Genomic DNA, 16,802 nt, shown 5'->3' with positions numbered 1-16,802 from the left:
AATTATTTCGTTGAATTATTTTTTATAATGTAGATCGTAGGCTCCGGCAACTTCCGTGGAAACTTCACCAAGCCATCCGGCTTCCTGATTGATTCCTGTGTGCACTCTTACAAAATCAATTCCCGGGAGTTTCACATATCTTCCGTTACGGTCAACAGCCCACGAAATATCAATATTGGAAGCTTCATCCGTATTGGGAGCATTATCAGCATATCCAAAATCATATGACTTCCCTACCCAATACGTCCCAGTCCCGCTTTGGTCATAAAAATTGTCTTTAAGTCTGGTTCCTGTAAATCCGTAGGAAGCGTCTGAAAACCACAAAGGATAGTAGCTTTGTGCGTGGAATGTATTCTTAGTTTTAAATCCGCTATTCCCAAGATTATCCTGCCATTTGATGTATTCGATATCGGTCTGCCAGCCATCATTTCCAGGAACAGGAACTTTATTTTCATTGGGTTTGAAATAAGTTATGCTGTAGTCCTTTGTTGTTGTATTTTTAAAATATTCGCTACCCGCAATTTCATACCATTCATTGTCATCGGGTTTTCCGTTTTTGTTTCTGTCGTAGGCAACCATAATAATTCCCGGCTCACAGCTTCCTGAGCGGGGATCATTGGAGGCATTTCCAAAGAACGCATTTCCCAGAATCTTAAAATCTCTTCCGTTTAAATTGGGTATGGTATGATCAAATCCAAATACTACATATCCTCCGAAGCCTCCAAGACTTAGCATTGTAGAATTGGAACCCACTAGAGATCCGTTGGCTTTCTGAAGCATATCTGCAGCCGTGTTTCCTTGAACATATTCAGGAATTTCATTCATGAACTGCCCTACAGCTGGACGAAAATCAAGTACCTTGGCGATGTATTTACTTAAGGTTCCTGTTTCTTTGGTCACAACAATTTTAGAATGATACACTTTTTCCTCACCATTATGTCCAATTTTTAATGTTAAAGGAAAAGCGTCTGCTTTTGCACTGATGAATTCCAATTCTGAGTTATTGGAAATAATAGAGTCATTAATACTCCATGTAAAGTTTCCTGAAATATTGGTTGGAATATTCAGTACTTTAAAGCGCTCAATGGTGTAAGAATCATCTAATCCGTTAAAGGAAAATTCATTATCATCATGTTTACAGGAAGCTATCATTCCTACAAAAAGAAGTGATAAAGCTCCGGTTTTTACATAATTAGCAGTTCTTTTATTCATGTCTTTCAGTTTTATTATTTATATAGAAAAGCGAAATGGGCAGGGATATTTCCACCCTCTGTTTTCCATTTAAAATGTCCGTTTTTATCAAAACAATACACATATCCCATTGATACATAATTCCTGGCATCAGTTATATAAATATCTTCTGTGATTGGATTTACTGCAATTCCGTAAGGAGTCTTAATGATGGCTTCATATTCCGGATCAACAATTCTGTTGGCAATAATCTGCTCGGTCTTTACATCAATGATTCCGAATGTTTTCTTGTAGGTATGGGTATTGTAATTGAATTCGTTTCCGTAGAAATAGAGCTTGTCATTGACGATTGTCATTTCATTGACTGCAAGGTGAAAGTCTTTTTTTATTGCTCCTGTAGCAGCATCTATCAAATATAAATTTGAGGGAACATCATAGTAATCTCCTCTTGAGCTTACATACAAGTCTCCATAGTTATCTTTTTTAAGACGATGAAGATTAATAGCAACATCAATCTTTTGGGTTTCTGTAAAATTATTTAAATCTATAACGGAAACTGTTCTGTCATAATTCGGAACCATATATCCTCCGGAATTAGCTACAAACAGCTTATTGCCTACGATTTCCATTTCCTCAGGCTGATATCCTACAGTTACTTCTCGTTGGATGGCAAGAGATGCAGTATCAATTTCCACTACTTTTCCCTTAGGCGCATTGGGATTGATGTCTACAGGACCCACATAGCTGCTGGCATAAGCTTTTCCATTATTGAATGCTAAGTATCTGCAGTTCTGCAAATGAATTGATTTTATGCGCTTGGCAGTCTTGGCATCAAGAACTTCAATGGTGTTGGAAACATTCACCACAATGTATAACTTACCACCATAGATTTTAATGTCATTTCCCACATCTCCCAATTCTTTTAAAACATTTGGATTAATTTCTGCATAGATATTCCTGTAGTAGGTTCCTTTGGTATAATCAAAAAAATCCAATGTACATTTGTTACTTCCCATATTCCCTTCATTCAATACATAAAACCCTTTTATGGCTGTATTTTCAGCAGGAGCAAGACCATCTACCACCTCCATAGGAATCACGATTTCGTCCGTACGGCAGGCCACAAGAGAAACCAATGCAAAAAGTAAAAAAAAGATATTCAGTTTTCTCATAAGGTGAAGTTTAAAGTGAGTCTAAAGTTTCTTCCCGGCATAGGATAATTCTGTACAACATCATAATATTGATTAAAAACATTATTCATTTCAAGGTTAATCTTAAATGGGTGCCCGGCCAAACTCAATTTTTTTTGAACGGAAAGATCATGGGTATACCACGGCTGAACAAAATTGTACTGAATATTATCCATCTGACCGTCATAACGCTTTCCTACGTAGATCATACTATAATTGAATCCCCAATCCTTATAGTCAGCCATCATGGTAAAAGATCCGCTATGCCAAGGGGTATAAGGAATTTGCTGCCCATAAAAAGTATCTCCGGGAATAATTCCCCATCCTTTATCGGTCTTATCTTTTGCACTTTGATAAGTATAGGATAGTAATGGCCTGAGCTTTACTTTTCCTAGCATCATTTCTGCCTGAACATTTACGTCTGCTCCAATAATTTCAACTCTTCCAAGGTTGACCATCATCCAGCGGAACATATTCACAGTAGGTACTGCAACAATCTTATCTTTCACTCTGTTATAATATCCGTCTACTTTCACATAAAATGACTTTAATAAAGAATTATCATATTTTTTTTGATAGGTAAATCCGATATCATGCTGAAAGGTAAATTCGGGTTCCAGATAGGTACTTCCGATATTGGTGTAATACAGGTCATTAAAAGTTGGCAGCCTGAAAATCTTTTTATAGAAAGCTCTAAGGGTAAGCTCCGGAATGGCAGCAGGCTGATAGCTCATAAATAGAGCCGGTGTCCATTCTCTCCTGTCATCAGGTCTTTTATTTCTTCTTACTTCCTCAAAGGTAAAGGTCCCCAATAGGCTTCCCAGAAACTTGAATCTGTTCCATTGATAGGTGGTAGCCAATGCTACAAGCGTCGTATAACGGGTAGGATAGGTAAAGTTTGTTAAATCTGCATTCAGATTATTGTACTGAAAGTCACCATTTAAACTGACATCCCAATTGGAATTAATAGAATATAAATTGGAAGAAGAAAGATATACTTCCTTTTGAATATAAGTATTTATTGAACTTTTAACAGTCTGAGCCAATACCGTATCGTTGAAATGAGTATAATCGTAGGCGAATTTTGCCTTTAATTGGGTTTCAAACTTTGGAAATAGTTTTTTCCTAAAATTTGCCTGTACAAAATAATTTTCATCAAGCATTCTCGCTCCTCTTGCCTTAAAACGGTATTTTACAATAGGCGCCGGAATACCACGATCTGAAATATAACCGTAGCCACGTACATTCCAGCTTCCATTATTTAAAGTACCATTAACTGATGTTTCAAAACGTTTTGCCTTAATATCAGAATCATATCTTTTAGCAATTGTATCGGTAGCAGTTTCCCCATTAGGATATTTTCTGGTATAACGAAATTTGTAAAGTCCATCACTTTGCAGAAACTCGGCACTAACGCTTGCAGAAATTCTTTTTGAAATCTTTTGTTCTAAACGGAAAGAGGGGTTAAATAAATCAATGGAAGCACTTTTTGCCCTTATCGTGAGATTAGTTTTTCTGTTTCCTGTGAATACGGGTGTTTTGGGCTGTAAATAAATAGATCCCGATGATCCAAAATCCTTTGCGGGCTGGAAAATCTCACTCTTTTGTCCGTTGTATAATGAAATTTCCTCCAGATCATCCAAAGAATATCTTCCTAAATCTACGACTCCATTTTGAGCGTTCCCCAATTGAATTCCATCATAGAAAACCCCTACGTGCTGGCTTCCCATACTTCGGATATTAACGGTCTTCAAACCACCCATTCCTCCATAGTCTTTGATCTGAACTCCGGAGAAATACCGCAAAGCATCTGCCACAGAGTGGCTGTTCAGCCTTTCAAGCTCTTCACCCTGTAAGATCTGAGCAGGAAGTATTTCTTTATAGTTCTTTTTATAAATATTGACAACCTTAATGGTTTCTTCCTTAATGCTGTCTTTTTTCTTCGTTTGGGAAAACAAGAATTGAGATGTTAACACAAATACTGTGAAAACAACCTTATGAAATTGAGATGTAGTCGGTTTTGGCACCATTAGCTCATTCAGGAATAATGATAACGCCAATGGATATAAGAAAGCAACGACAAGGCACAGCTGTTACTGCACAGAATCATTGTAGTCCTAAGCTTTATTCCACGAAAGCGTCAAACGTTTATATTTTCTGGCAGGTCTTCTGACTTACTCCATTTTTGAAATCCTTCCCATTAAAAAACAGTGGATATATTCTTCAAAAACTTTGGTGTGGAGCTTACAGCAGCGGGTCTGTTCCGGATTTTCACCGGATTCCCTTTTAAGAGCTTTTTAGGGCTCACCAAATTTCGGCAAAGATAAACAATTATTAATATATAGCCCTAAATAACAAAATGATTTACAATATCATAAACAGGATGACTTTAAAATTTGGTTTTAGATATAAGATTATTAAAGCCGTCCTGGAGCTTAGTGAAATTTTTAATGTTGATTTTTTAAAATACAAAGTTTAATTTTTAGAGGACCTCAACCTTAAGGATGATAGATTCTAAAAATTAAACTTTGCTTTCAGTAGAAATTATATTCCAATGTTTACAAAAACACTGAAACGAGATTTCGCTTCAATATCTCCTCCGGCAAGATGTGTATAGGCCGGTAGCATGATTTCACTTCCCAGACTGAATTTTTTATAAGAAGCTTCAAATCCCAGTTTTCCATATAAAGCACTTCCTGCTGTATTGGGTAAAGCTTCATCAAACTGTTTGTTTTGAGCATATACTTCTCCCTGAATTCCTGCTTTTGCAGAAAAAATAGTCTTTTTATTTCCTGCAATCTGATAAAACCCTGTAGCAGCATAGTTCCATTGGTTTCCGAAACGATAGTTCTTTTTATTTTCCGTTTTTATGGTATAATCTGTATTGATCAATACTGCGATTTTATTCTTTTGAAATTTATAGTTCAGCGCTGCCTGATAATCCCAGCTTCCGGTTCCCAACTGAAAACTTGGGTTAACCCCTGAGATTCCTTTTTCATCAAATTTCCCCAAAGGAATCTTTACTCCTAATCCTCCACTTAGCTGATGAAAACTATCCTTAGAATTAAAAAGCTTATAAATTCCCATCAGATTCAGATCTCCGATCCCATTAATTCTGATATCACCCTGCGCTGTTTTCTTCTCATGAAAATGGAATGGCAAGCTTGCATATACACTCAGTTTTTGGGTTAATGGTATCTTTCCCCAAAGCTGTAATGTATTGAAATACTGATCCTGTGTCAAATCTTTTACAAATAAATTTTCCTTTGCTTTGTAATGCTGTGCAAAATATTTAATTCCTATAAATTGTGGATTCAATAAGGATTCAAAACCGGATGAACCGTTTCCTGCAGCACAACCGCAGGCGTCACAATCGTCATCAAAATCTATTGTCCTAAAATTATTCTGTGAAATATCAGCGCTGTCCCTGATTGTTTTTGCCTGGCTCACTGTAAATAGAACCATACTTATGATTAAAATGATCTTCTTCATGTCTGTATTTAAATTATTCTGCAAATTTTGGATTGGTGATAAAACCTTTATCGGATAAGGTTTTCAGAAAAGTAATAATCAATTGCTTCTCCTGACTGTTCATCGCAATTCCGATGTGATTGTTCTGCTTCAGCTGAGGATCCAGATTAGGATTATCTTCTACATTGTCTGAGTAAAAATTAAGGACTGCTTCCAACGTATAAAATCTTCCGTCATGCATGTAGGGTGCTGTATATTCCACATTTCTCAAGCTTGGCACTCGGAATTTCATCCAGTCACTCTGATTCAGTGTTACGCGATGAAGACCTGCATCTTTAAATTGATTATTGTAGTACATTCCTGTATTTCTAAAACTTTCGTCAGTAAACAATCCTCCGCTATGGCAAGACGAGCATTTCTGGTTGAATAAAGCCATTCCCTGAGATTCTTCAGAAGTCAGACTTTCTTTTCCTTGCTTGAATCTGTCATACTTGGAATCGGCAGAAATCATTGATGCCATAAACTGGGATAATGCCTTTAAAATCCTTTCACCTGTTACATTTTCATCTCCATAGGCTGCACTGAATAGTTTTTTATACTTTGGATCATCTTTTATTTTAGAAATAGCTTCCGGCATAGAGCTATCCATTTCATTCACATCCGTCATCGGGATAATGGGTTGTTCATTTAAATTATGAATCACCCCATCCCACATATACCTTTTGAGAAATGCCATATTCTGAATAGGAGGTGCATTTCTGATTCCTATCCTATCATCAACACCGTGGCTTACCGTATGTCCGTGATGGGTAAAGGCATTTTCCTGAATATGACAAAAGCCACAGGAAATTGTATTATTTCTGGAAAGCCTTCCCTCATAGAACAATTTTCTACCCAGTTCTACTCCATTTTTGGTAACCGGATTGGCAGATTTATCAAAAGTCATTTCCGGAAAATAAGAGGGAAATCTCAGATCATATGCTTCATTTTTATCAAGCGGCTGCATCACCTCATCTGAACAAGAAGTACAGCTCAGGAGAATAATCCCCAGAGCCAGTACTGTTTTTATGAAAAATTTAGTCATTGTGTACGTGATCTACCTTAAACATTTTTGTAAGATTGTTGGTAACATCCACCAAATGCTGGCTTGAGCCCATCAACATTGCATTAGCTTCTGTAAGGCTAAGAGGCTTATCTCCACTTAGAAACTGGTTTAAATCTGCCAAAATATGAATGGATGGTCTTATTTTACCATTTACTCTTGCTGTTGTAGGAAGATTCAATGTAATTTCTCTGTACAGATCAGGAGTGTTGTTCTCCGCGACTTTCCCCATATTTCCTGTATGATTCATAAATTCGGTGGTTGCCGAACCTACTCCGTATTTCCCTTCTAATTTTACAAAGACATAACCTGCAGCCCATGACCATGACATCCCTTTTTGCTTGGCTCTGTTCCAGAATTCAGCCTGACCGTCCATTCCTAATAGATATGCATTTTGACTGATTCCCAATCCAAATTTTATTTTCTTATAATTATTTTTCGGGATGTCATTAAGATTTAAATAAATAATTCCTGCTACGGCATCTGCCTGATCAATGATAAATGCTCCTTTATCAGGATTATTTTCGTTGTATTTGAATTCATTTCCATTTTCATCGATCAGAATAATATTACTGATGACGTATTTTAAGGTTGAAAAATTATGTTTTTGTCCCTGAGAAGAGGTTTGTACGGTTTGGTTTAGCACAATATCCCCAAGATTATTAAATCCGTTTTCAAATTTGATCTGAAGAGTTCCGGGGGTTGTATCCTGCGGATTATCATCATCCCTGCTGCTGCATGATGAAAAAGAAAATAAAGTAATAGCAATAAAGAATAGTGATAAAAATTTATAAATTTTCATTGTTGATTTTTTAAGTTGAATTATAATTTTTGAATGTAAAAACATTCTTTTTTTACCACAAAAGGCACAAAAGAATACTAACACTTAAGTTATTTTAAGTGATACGCTTTATGCATCATAAGAACACTTAAGCTTTTTTAAAAATCTTTGATTTTTAATTTAAATAAGCTTTTGTGACTTTTGTGGTTGAATAGTGATAGTTTAACTTAAAAAACCGGGGGTCTGAAAATGTGTTTAAGAAACAGAAAAGAATACTCTGTTTTATAGATAAAATTGAAATTGAAAAATGGGATTTTTTCTGTGATAGTGACCTCTGTAATATCAGGAAGAATATAAATATCAAGAATTTTCTGTCCTGAATTCTTCACCTTACTGAATGGTGTAGACTCTGCATTATCATTGGCTTTTGCCAGCTCCTTACTCAAGTAACATTTTCCGTTACAGTGAACTTCCGGCTTGCTTTTGTTAATACACAAGGTATCAACAATATAATTATAATTTACAGCATACTCTACCAGTGGCATCAGAGGTCTGAACACCATGTAAAGGGTAAAAAGTATGCCGTAAAATATTTTCATGAAGTTATTTTTTGCTTAAAGCTTCTTCATATCTTTTGCTCACTTCTTTCCAGTTCAATACATTCCAGATTGCGGAAAGATAGTCTGCTCTTTTGTTCTGATACTTCAGGTAGTAAGCATGTTCCCAAACATCAATTCCTAAAATTGGAGTTCCTTTCTCTTCTACAATATCCATTAAAGGATTATCCTGATTTGGCGTTGAAGAAACAAACAGCTTCCCTGTTTTATCCACAGAAAGCCAAGCCCATCCTGACCCGAAACGATCTGCTCCGGCTTTACTCATTTTTTCCTTAAAGGCATCCATGCTTCCAAAGGTTTCATTAATTGCCTTTGTCAATTTTGCTGATGGCTGGCTATTTTTCTCTGGTGTAAGGATGGTCCAGAAAAGCTCATGGTTATAATGTCCGCCTGCATTATTTCTTACCGCAGGGCTTAACTTGGATGTTTCAGAAAGAATCTGAATCAAGGTTTGTTTTTCCTGTGGTGTTCCTGTAATGGCTTTATTCAGGTTAGCGGCATAAGCTGCTCCATGTTTAGAATAATGGATCTCCATTGTTTGGGCATCTATAGACCCCTCCAATGCATTGTAAGCATATGGCAGAGGTGTCTGCTTAAATTGGGCCATTGTAAACTGGGCCGCAAATACTGCTCCTAAAGCAGCAATTTTCAAAATCTTCATAACATTTTGTTGTATGGTTAAACAATATATTCTTATTAAATGGAAGCCCTATGCTTCCGCTACTTACTTTAAAAGCTTCTTGATATCTTCTATCAAAATTTCTCTGTCGGGGTGATACTTACCGGTTAGTTTCGGTGTCTTCCCCTCCGGATCTTCATAATTTAATCCTGAATAATACAGGATTGGCATATTGTCCTTGTTGTATCTACAACGGATATTTCCCTCCTGATCTACCAAGGCAATCATTCCGCTATGATTTAAACTTTCGCTTTCATCCTCTTTATCTCCCACATAAATATTGAATTTATCTGCAAGATTACCGATATAGGTTCTGTCACCTGTCAGGAAATGCCAGTTCGGAGATTTCGCTCCAATTCTTTGAGCATGTTCTTTTAAGGCTTCCGGAGTATCATTTTCCGGATCAATACTAATGGAAATAATTCCAAAATTAGGATCACTGATCTGGTTTTGAATAGCTTTCATATTGCTATTCATCACAGGACATATGGTAGGACATTTGCTAAAGAAAAACTCTACCAGATATACTTTTCCAAGCATATCCTTATTCGTAATTTTTTTACTGTTTTGGTCTGTAAGTTCAAAACCAGGAACCGGCATTACCGTATACAGATTCTTTTTAAAATATCCCATTCCTACTCCTATTCCCAGAAACAATAAGGCAATAACTGCAATTGGAATAATGACCTTACTCTTGTTATTAGTCTGTTTATTTTTGGGCATAACTTTCAGGATTTTTCTTGAATTCATCTTTACAATAAGAACTGCAGAAACCGTATGTCTTATTTTTATATACTGCAGTATCTTTCAAAAATTCAGCCGTTTTCATATGACATATAGGATCCTCTTCGTTCACTACCTGTACATTTTTTATATTTTCCTTGGAAGAACTCATATTGTTTTTATGCTTCACCTGAGGTTCTTTTGCACAGGATAGCAATGATATTGACAGCAATGCCGCCAAAATAATTGGAGATTTCATTTTAATGTTAAATTGAAATTAATATTATTGAATAAAGGTATAACACTAAGCAATGCATCATGAAAAAAATCCAAACTTTAACAAAATCATTGTTGAAGTCCATTAGATTACATCATAAAAAGACACAATGATTTTATTTAAAATTACTTCAATCAGATTCAGTAAGCTTAAAATTATCCTGCCTATTTAAATGATTAATACATTGTTAGTTAAAAAAAAACTAAAAACTTAGTTTAATTTGAAATTAAATGAGTGGAGGATGGAATATCCTGAAAAAATAATCTGAAGAATGGAAGTCAAGACACTCTGAATCTGGAGTCTCCACCAGCTGTTCAAGGTCTTTTTTATCCGAAAATGAAAGGATATCATTAGAAAGAAAAACATCCAGCCCTGCAATCTTTATAGTTTGTGAACTATTGGATTGCTTTTCTGTTTTAGCCAGTTCTTTTTCCACATAGCATTTTCCTTTACAGGTAGACTGAGGAATTTCTCTGTTTTCACAAAGGTTATTTACAATATAATCATAGTTTACCACGTAGTTTACCAGCGGCAAAACAGGACGTATTGCAACCGTAAAAATGATAAATATGGAAATAAATAACTTCAACTCTTCAGTTTTGTGTTACAAATATACTATTTCGAAATTGTTTTATGCCCTATTTATGATGAATGTCATTGATGGTTTTTATTGTTTTGCAATTTTTATCTCTCGCAGATTTTGGTGATCAAGCATATATTTTTAGGCCGGAATTTGTAAGGGTTTTTAATGCTGACCGCTATTGAGATGAAAGAATTTCCCCAAAGTTTTGTACAATTCAATTAGCGAGCTGTTACCTATAAAATTGACAAAACTGTGTCTGTCATCAAGTCAATATTATCACGAACTTTGAATATAAGGCTTCTGAATTTAATTCAGAATAGGAAACAAACATTTGACTTCCTTGTATTATCAAAAAAAAACATTTAGTTCTTTATAAAAGTTTAATCTTGTTAAAGCTCTGCTGATGGTTTTCAGTGGGGCTTTTCTTTGGATACTCGAGATACAATTGAATACTGTATGTTTGATGGTTACAAATATAAAGCCCTGCTGAAAACAGCAGAGCCTTTATTAATATAATTTAGTTGTGTTTATTATTTACTTTCTAGAACTTCATTCTCTGAATTCTTACCGCATTTAAAATAGCTAACAATGCTACTCCAACATCTGCAAATACAGCTTCCCACATGGTTGCAAGACCTCCGGCTCCAAGTACTAAAACCACTGCTTTTACTGCAAAGGCCAGAATAATATTCTGCCAAACGATCTTTTTCGTTTGCTTTCCAATATTGATAGCCATTGGAATCTTGCTTGGTTTATCATCCTGAATAACTACATCTGCCGTTTCAATGGTGGCGTCACTTCCTAAGCCACCCATGGCTATTCCTACATCACTTAAAGCAACTACAGGTGCATCATTTACACCATCTCCCACAAAGGCCACTGTTTGATTTTTTGCCTTAATTTCTTTAACCTTATTTACTTTGTCTTCCGGTAAAAGGTCTCCAAAGGCGTTATCGATACCAAGCTGATCTGCAACATATTTTACAACGGTTCCTTTATCACCACTCAACATCGTGGCTTTTACTCCCATTTTGTGAAGATTATCAACCGTTTCTTTTGCATCTTCTTTTATACTGTCGGCAATAGTGATGTATCCCGCAAATTTTTTATCATAAGCTACCGCGATAAGGGTGTATACAATATTAGCATGGTTAATATCGTATTGGATATTGAACTTATCCATTAACTTGAAGTTTCCTACCAAAAGTTCTTTTCCATTAACTGTAGCTTTTAATCCATGTCCTGCAATTTCCTCTACATTTTCCATCGGAATGGAGTAATTAATATCTCCTACATAGTTGTGAATGGCCGTTGCCACAGGGTGTGTACTTTTGCTTTCCAGTACATTGACTAATTGAAGAATTTCATCTTTATTAAATTCGGAAGTTATGCTTACTTCCTGAACTTTGAAGACTCCCTCAGTCATCGTTCCGGTTTTATCCATCACTACATTTTGAATCTCCGCAATGCTGTCCAGGAAGTTACTTCCTTTAAATAAAATTCCGTTTCTGCTTGCTGCTCCAATTCCTCCGAAATATCCCAACGGAATGGAAATTACCAAGGCACAAGGGCAAGAAATTACAAGGAAGATTAATGCTCTGTATAACCAATCTCTGAACTGATAATCATTTACAATGAAATAGGGCAAGAAACAGATTCCTATGGCAAGAAGCACTACAATTGGCGTATACACTTTAGCAAATTTTCTAATGAATAGTTCTGTAGGCGCCTTTTGAGCAGTTGCATTCTGAACCAGCTCTAATATTTTACTTAATTTACTGTCTTCATAAGCTGTAGTTACCTTAACAAGGGCTATACTGTTCATATTGATCATCCCTGCCAATACAACTTCACCTTTATTTTTAGTATCCGGTTTGCTTTCTCCCGTTAGCGCAGCTGTATTGAATGATGCGGAATCTGAAAGTAATTCCCCGTCCAATGCCAGTTTTTCTCCAGGCTTCAACTGGATAATATTCCCTACTTTGGTTTCTTTGGCTTTAATGGTTTTAGGCTGATTACTTTCCATAATCGTTACCTCATCGGGACGTTGATCCAATAAGGCTTTTATATTTCCTTTTGCTCTGGTTACCGCCATAGATTGGAAAACCTCTCCTACGGCATAAAAAAGCATTACTGCAACTCCTTCAGGATATTCTCCAATAGCAAAAGCACCAATGGTAGCGATACTCATCAGAAAAAATTCTGAAAATACATCTCCTTTAATAATACTTTTATAAGCATCTTTTAATACCGGAAATCCTACTGGAATATAGGCTGCCAAGAACCACACCAACCTTACCCAACCTGCAAACCATGCTGGTTTTATATAATTATCAAAAGCGATTCCTAACAATAAGATCACAAAGGATATAATGGCCGGAAGAAACATCTGAAACATCGTCTGATCTCCGGAATCATGTGAATGATCATGGCCGTCATGGTCATGTCCATCTCCCTCTGAATGATTATGATTGTGTCCTTTTTTTTCTATTTTTTCTGGGGTTGTACTACAGCACTTTTCCATAACTGATATTTTTATACAAATTTAATGGTGAGACGGATGCAATGCTATTGCAAACTTTCAAGACAATTTTCACATATTCCTTTGGCAAAAAGCCTTATTTCATCAATCCTAAAATTGGTCTGAATATTTTCGGGAAAGGAAATATCCTCTTTACATGTCGTTTGCTTGCATATTTTGCAATAGAAATGAAGATGCCAGTCCTTATGGGTTTTCTCATCACAATCGTCATCGCATAACTTGTATTTTGTGGTTGTATTTTCCTGTATGCTGTGAACAATTCCTTTTTCTTCAAAGGTTTTTAATGTTCTGTAAATGGTAATTCGGTCTGCATTATCAAAGTGATTTTCTATCTCAGAGAGAGACATTGCTGCGTCCTGTGAGCTTAGAAAATCGTATACCAGAATCCTCATACTGGTGGGTTTGGTATTTTTATCAATGAGCTTATTTTCTATATCTTTTTTCATTTTCAACAATTTAAAATTTACAGATGGACTTCATTTTCTTCATAACCATCATCTTCTATCTGAAAAGTAGTATGGTTTATTTTAAAGTTCTCTACCGTTTGGTCTGTTAATGTTTTCAATAATTGATTCTGGGGATATGTTTCTTCTTTCACAATGTGTGCACTCATCGCATTGACACTTGATGTTAAAGACCATACGTGAAGATCATGAACGTTTTTCACCCCCTGCGTCTGCTCCAGTGATTTGCGTAGCTCATGGATGTCTACATCATTTGGGGTTCCCTCTAATAATACGTTGATTGCTTCTTTCAAGAGTCTCCACGTCCTTGGAAATATTAATAATCCAATGGCTGCAGAAATCAGCGGATCGGCATAATACCAGCCTGTTGTCAGCATAATAATTCCGGCAATCATGACTCCTACGGAAGTTAACATATCTGAAAGAACTTCAAAGTAGGCTCCTTTCATGTTCAAACTTCCTTCTGAGTCTTTTCTTAGGATCATCATTCCGACAATGTTTACCAACAGTCCTATCCCTGCCACAATCAGCATAGATTTACTCTGTACTTCCGGTGGGTCCTGAAAACGTCGATATGCTTCAAATAGAACATATATTGAAATTCCTAACAGAACCACTGCATTAATAACTGCTGCCAGTATTTCTGTACGGTAATATCCGTAGGTTCTGGAGGGGTCCGCTTTTTTCTCTCCTATTTTTATGGCAATAAATGCCAACAATAATCCTACAACATCCGTCAGCATATGTGCTGCATCGGCTAATAAGGCAAGACTATTGGTAACAAGCCCTCCTATCACCTCAGCAATGAGATAGGTACCGCTAAGGCATAGTACAATCAGGAGGTTTTTTTTATGTCTGCTCCCTGCAGAGGGAAGTTGTGTTTGTGTTTTGGTTTCCATAGCTACTGGATTAATTACATTTCATAATAGGATGTATTTTCTTTTTTTAAAGGAACATTTTGCTCCCCAATCATTTGTCTGATATTGATTTCTATAGTCTGCGCAAGAGAAGTCATGGGAGTATCCACCGGTCCATTTTCGAATGGATCCTGCATAATGATAGATGTTTTTTCTATCATAATAAACACGATCGGAATCAGAAAAGTAACCATAATCTCTATCGTCAGTTGTGAATCATCCAACCCAAAGGGCAATATAGCAGCAAACACATAGATCAGGATATGCACTAAAACACTGTAAGACCTTGGAAAAACGGTATTTTTTAATCTTTCACATTTTCCCATACTGTCACAAAGTCTTGTGACCATATCATTCAGTTGCATCTGCTGGAAATCTGTAAGCCCTTTGGAAGCAGCAATTTCCTTAAACTGTTTGGAGTGGGCATCTAGAAGTGCATTGGGAATATTAACCGCACTGATTTTATTTTCATCCAAATATTTTTGAACTTTATCCGAAAAGGGCAGTTTTCTCAAAGATTCTCCCAAGGCATAAGTCCAGATGATCTGCCTTTCTGCAATGGCTCTGATGTTTTTATCTCCCTCGGGTAAAAATTGACTGGCCAATCTCACCAATGTTCTGGAATCATTCACAATGGCTCCCCAAACCGTTCTGGCTTCCCACCATCGTTCATAGGATTGGGACGTTCTGAACGCCAGCAATAACGAAACTGCAGTTCCTAAAAGCGCAGGAATGTTCAGAGGAAGTGAAATTTTACGAAACCACGGCAGCATATCCAAAAGTCCAATGACTACAGCGAATATTCCGATAAACAGAATTTGAGATTTTATTTCACGGATGAAATACCAGACTGATATTTTTTTGTTTAATAGCATAGTTGGGCATGTATTAAATTTTATAAGATACTCTTTGCTTTCCCTCAGTCGTTTTTACTTCAATAAAAATTATTCCGTAAACAGCTCTAATTTAAGTATAAAAATCGACATTTTATTGGTTTTAAACACTTTCATTAATGTTCGTGCTCTCCTGAATTCACGAGCTTAGCATTTACAAAAAAGGCTCCTTTTACAACAATTTTGGCATTATCCGGAATTTGTCCAATAGAAGTAATGGCAGTGTATCCCATATCTGAGGTTCCTTTTACTACTTCCATTTTTTCAAAATTCAGGGTCTTCGGATGTGGTTTTCCTTTTTCGTCATGCTCTTCTTCTACCTTTTTATCAGTTTGTACAAAGACATAGTATTTTCCGTCTGCTTCTACAATGGCTTCGGTAGGAACTGCAGGTGTTGTACTTTTATCCAGACTTACCAGTCCTGTAATGTTCATCCCATCAATCAGTCCTGATTTATTTCCTATCACCTCACAGTGCATGGAGATGGTCTTGCTTTCGTTTTCAAAAGAAGATCCAATGCTATAAATTTTCGCATCATATTCCGTTTCGGGATTATTGGTCAGTTTAAAATGAACAATCTGCCCTACCCTCATTTTTGGAAGATCTTTTTCAAACACTTGAAGATCCAGATGGATGGAGCCATTATCAATCACTGTCGCAACAGGAGAGGAAATATCTACATAACTTCCTATCTGCGCTGTGATACCACTGATTGTCCCACTGATTGGAGCTGTAATAACCAAACCGGATTTCATGTTACCATTGTTTACACTTCCTGGATTTATTCCCATCATTTGAAGTTGTTTCAAAAGAGAGGCTCTTTTGGTTCTTAAGGTTTTCAATTCGGCATCTGCATTTTGAAGATTTTTCTTGGCCCCTGCATCATTATCAAAAAGCTCTCTTTGTCTTCTGAATTCCTGTTCAGCGTAGGTAATTCTGCTATTGGTAGTCAGATAATCTTCCTGAAGCTGGATGTATTCAGGGTTAGCAATAGTGGCTATGACCTGTCCTTTTTTTACAATACTTCCTACCTGGATATTTATTGTTTTAATAATTCCGCCATATAGAGATGTAATGGTTGCCTTATTACTGTTCGGTACGCTTAAAAGACCATTTGCTTTGATGGTGGAGGTAAGTTCCTTCATTTCTACCGATCCCAAAGCCACTCCTACTGATTTCATCTGCTCTTCAGTTAATGAGGCGATAGTTTCCGGAGCTTCTTCATGGGTTGTTTCTTTCTGTTCTGTCTTTTCCGGAGCTTTTTCTTCTGTAGATTCTTTTTTTCCACAGCTTATTACAAACAGAGAGATTAGTACAAGAGATATGATATTATATTTGAGTTTCATATGCGAATATTTATTTTTTCTAAAAT

At 36.3% G+C, this 16,802-nt stretch carries 16 protein-coding genes and 1 riboswitch; all 16 genes read right to left on the bottom strand.

Annotated features, from left to right (window positions below; genetic code table 11):
- Positions 1-15 precede the first annotated feature (15 nt).
- Positions 16-1,212: a cell surface protein gene (locus C1638_RS12805; RefSeq protein ID WP_109621538.1), complete on the bottom strand. Its 1,197-nt coding sequence runs from the start codon at positions 1,210-1,212 to the stop codon at positions 16-18.
- 14 nt (positions 1,213-1,226) lie between these two features.
- A complete protein-coding gene (locus C1638_RS12800; RefSeq protein WP_109621537.1) occupies positions 1,227-2,363 on the bottom strand; it encodes a YncE family protein in 1,137 nt (378 codons plus the stop codon).
- Positions 2,360-4,339: a TonB-dependent receptor plug domain-containing protein gene (locus tag C1638_RS12795; protein ID WP_317047561.1), complete on the bottom strand. Its 1,980-nt coding sequence runs from the start codon at positions 4,337-4,339 to the stop codon at positions 2,360-2,362. Before C1638_RS12795 ends, C1638_RS12800 begins: the two co-directional genes overlap by 4 nt.
- 184 nt (positions 4,340-4,523) lie before the next feature.
- Positions 4,524-4,708: riboswitch (cobalamin riboswitch) on the bottom strand.
- Positions 4,709-4,925: 217 nt separating this feature from the next.
- The gene (locus tag C1638_RS12790; protein WP_109621533.1) at positions 4,926-5,873 is read right to left on the bottom strand and encodes a transporter; all 948 of its coding nucleotides are present in this window, start codon (positions 5,871-5,873) and stop codon (positions 4,926-4,928) included.
- Positions 5,874-5,886: 13 nt separating this feature from the next.
- Positions 5,887-6,936 (bottom strand): cytochrome-c peroxidase, encoded by a 1,050-nt coding sequence (locus tag C1638_RS12785; RefSeq protein WP_109621531.1) that lies wholly within the window; start codon positions 6,934-6,936, stop codon positions 5,887-5,889.
- Positions 6,929-7,756 (bottom strand): MbnP family protein, encoded by an 828-nt coding sequence (locus tag C1638_RS12780; protein WP_109621784.1) that lies wholly within the window; start codon positions 7,754-7,756, stop codon positions 6,929-6,931. The genes C1638_RS12785 and C1638_RS12780 overlap by 8 nt, the downstream gene beginning before the upstream one ends.
- 206 nt (positions 7,757-7,962) lie before the next feature.
- Positions 7,963-8,334, bottom strand: a complete 372-nt coding sequence (locus C1638_RS12775) for a hypothetical protein (RefSeq protein ID WP_165826533.1) — start codon at positions 8,332-8,334, stop codon at positions 7,963-7,965.
- 4 nt (positions 8,335-8,338) lie between these two features.
- Complete coding sequence (locus C1638_RS12770; protein WP_109621525.1) at positions 8,339-9,013, bottom strand: superoxide dismutase; 675 nt, start codon at positions 9,011-9,013, stop codon at positions 8,339-8,341.
- Positions 9,014-9,076: 63 nt separating this feature from the next.
- The gene (locus tag C1638_RS12765; RefSeq protein ID WP_109621523.1) at positions 9,077-9,754 is read right to left on the bottom strand and encodes an SCO family protein; all 678 of its coding nucleotides are present in this window, start codon (positions 9,752-9,754) and stop codon (positions 9,077-9,079) included.
- Positions 9,741-10,013: a YHS domain-containing protein gene (locus C1638_RS12760; RefSeq protein WP_109621521.1), complete on the bottom strand. Its 273-nt coding sequence runs from the start codon at positions 10,011-10,013 to the stop codon at positions 9,741-9,743. The genes C1638_RS12765 and C1638_RS12760 overlap by 14 nt, the downstream gene beginning before the upstream one ends.
- Before the next feature lie 244 nt (positions 10,014-10,257).
- The gene (locus tag C1638_RS12755; protein ID WP_109621519.1) at positions 10,258-10,620 is read right to left on the bottom strand and encodes a hypothetical protein; all 363 of its coding nucleotides are present in this window, start codon (positions 10,618-10,620) and stop codon (positions 10,258-10,260) included.
- A 535-nt stretch (positions 10,621-11,155) separates the two neighbouring features.
- Positions 11,156-12,805, bottom strand: coding sequence for a heavy metal translocating P-type ATPase (locus tag C1638_RS12750; RefSeq protein ID WP_438829980.1), 1,650 nt, complete (start codon positions 12,803-12,805; stop codon positions 11,156-11,158).
- 377 nt (positions 12,806-13,182) lie between these two features.
- Positions 13,183-13,602 (bottom strand): Fur family transcriptional regulator, encoded by a 420-nt coding sequence (locus C1638_RS12745; RefSeq protein ID WP_076353214.1) that lies wholly within the window; start codon positions 13,600-13,602, stop codon positions 13,183-13,185.
- Positions 13,603-13,619: 17 nt separating this feature from the next.
- Positions 13,620-14,519: a cation diffusion facilitator family transporter gene (locus C1638_RS12740; protein WP_109621515.1), complete on the bottom strand. Its 900-nt coding sequence runs from the start codon at positions 14,517-14,519 to the stop codon at positions 13,620-13,622.
- Between the two features lie 14 nt (positions 14,520-14,533).
- A complete protein-coding gene (locus C1638_RS12735) occupies positions 14,534-15,412 on the bottom strand; it encodes a bestrophin family protein (protein WP_109621513.1) in 879 nt (292 codons plus the stop codon).
- 134 nt (positions 15,413-15,546) lie between these two features.
- Positions 15,547-16,776 (bottom strand): efflux RND transporter periplasmic adaptor subunit, encoded by a 1,230-nt coding sequence (locus tag C1638_RS12730; RefSeq protein ID WP_109621782.1) that lies wholly within the window; start codon positions 16,774-16,776, stop codon positions 15,547-15,549.
- Positions 16,777-16,802: the final 26 nt, after the last annotated feature.

The sequence above is a fragment of the Chryseobacterium oncorhynchi genome, from assembly GCF_002899895.1.
In the GTDB taxonomy this organism is placed as follows: Bacteria; Bacteroidota; Bacteroidia; order Flavobacteriales; family Weeksellaceae; genus Chryseobacterium; species Chryseobacterium oncorhynchi.
The sequence above is the reverse complement of the archived record's forward strand: the minus strand, read 5'-3'. Positions and strand labels throughout refer to the sequence as shown.

What these genes read in the sequence shown, in the direction of transcription:
- C1638_RS12805 (WP_109621538.1), bottom strand. Translation starts at nt 1,212, where the DNA reads ATGAATAAAAGAACTGCTAATTATGTAAAAACCGGAGCTTTATCACTT.
- C1638_RS12800 (WP_109621537.1), bottom strand. Translation starts at nt 2,363, where the DNA reads ATGAGAAAACTGAATATCTTTTTTTTACTTTTTGCATTGGTTTCTCTT.
- C1638_RS12790 (WP_109621533.1), bottom strand. Translation starts at nt 5,873, where the DNA reads ATGAAGAAGATCATTTTAATCATAAGTATGGTTCTATTTACAGTGAGC.
- C1638_RS12785 (WP_109621531.1), bottom strand. Translation starts at nt 6,936, where the DNA reads ATGACTAAATTTTTCATAAAAACAGTACTGGCTCTGGGGATTATTCTC.
- C1638_RS12780 (WP_109621784.1), bottom strand. Translation starts at nt 7,756, where the DNA reads ATGAAAATTTATAAATTTTTATCACTATTCTTTATTGCTATTACTTTA.
- C1638_RS12775 (WP_165826533.1), bottom strand. Translation starts at nt 8,334, where the DNA reads ATGAAAATATTTTACGGCATACTTTTTACCCTTTACATGGTGTTCAGA.
- C1638_RS12770 (WP_109621525.1), bottom strand. Translation starts at nt 9,013, where the DNA reads ATGAAGATTTTGAAAATTGCTGCTTTAGGAGCAGTATTTGCGGCCCAG.
- C1638_RS12765 (WP_109621523.1), bottom strand. Translation starts at nt 9,754, where the DNA reads ATGCCCAAAAATAAACAGACTAATAACAAGAGTAAGGTCATTATTCCA.
- C1638_RS12760 (WP_109621521.1), bottom strand. Translation starts at nt 10,013, where the DNA reads ATGAAATCTCCAATTATTTTGGCGGCATTGCTGTCAATATCATTGCTA.
- C1638_RS12750 (WP_438829980.1), bottom strand. Translation starts at nt 12,805, where the DNA reads ATGAGTATCGCTACCATTGGTGCTTTTGCTATTGGAGAATATCCTGAA.
- C1638_RS12745 (WP_076353214.1), bottom strand. Translation starts at nt 13,602, where the DNA reads ATGAAAAAAGATATAGAAAATAAGCTCATTGATAAAAATACCAAACCC.
- C1638_RS12740 (WP_109621515.1), bottom strand. Translation starts at nt 14,519, where the DNA reads ATGGAAACCAAAACACAAACACAACTTCCCTCTGCAGGGAGCAGACAT.
- C1638_RS12735 (WP_109621513.1), bottom strand. Translation starts at nt 15,412, where the DNA reads ATGCTATTAAACAAAAAAATATCAGTCTGGTATTTCATCCGTGAAATA.
- C1638_RS12730 (WP_109621782.1), bottom strand. Translation starts at nt 16,776, where the DNA reads ATGAAACTCAAATATAATATCATATCTCTTGTACTAATCTCTCTGTTT.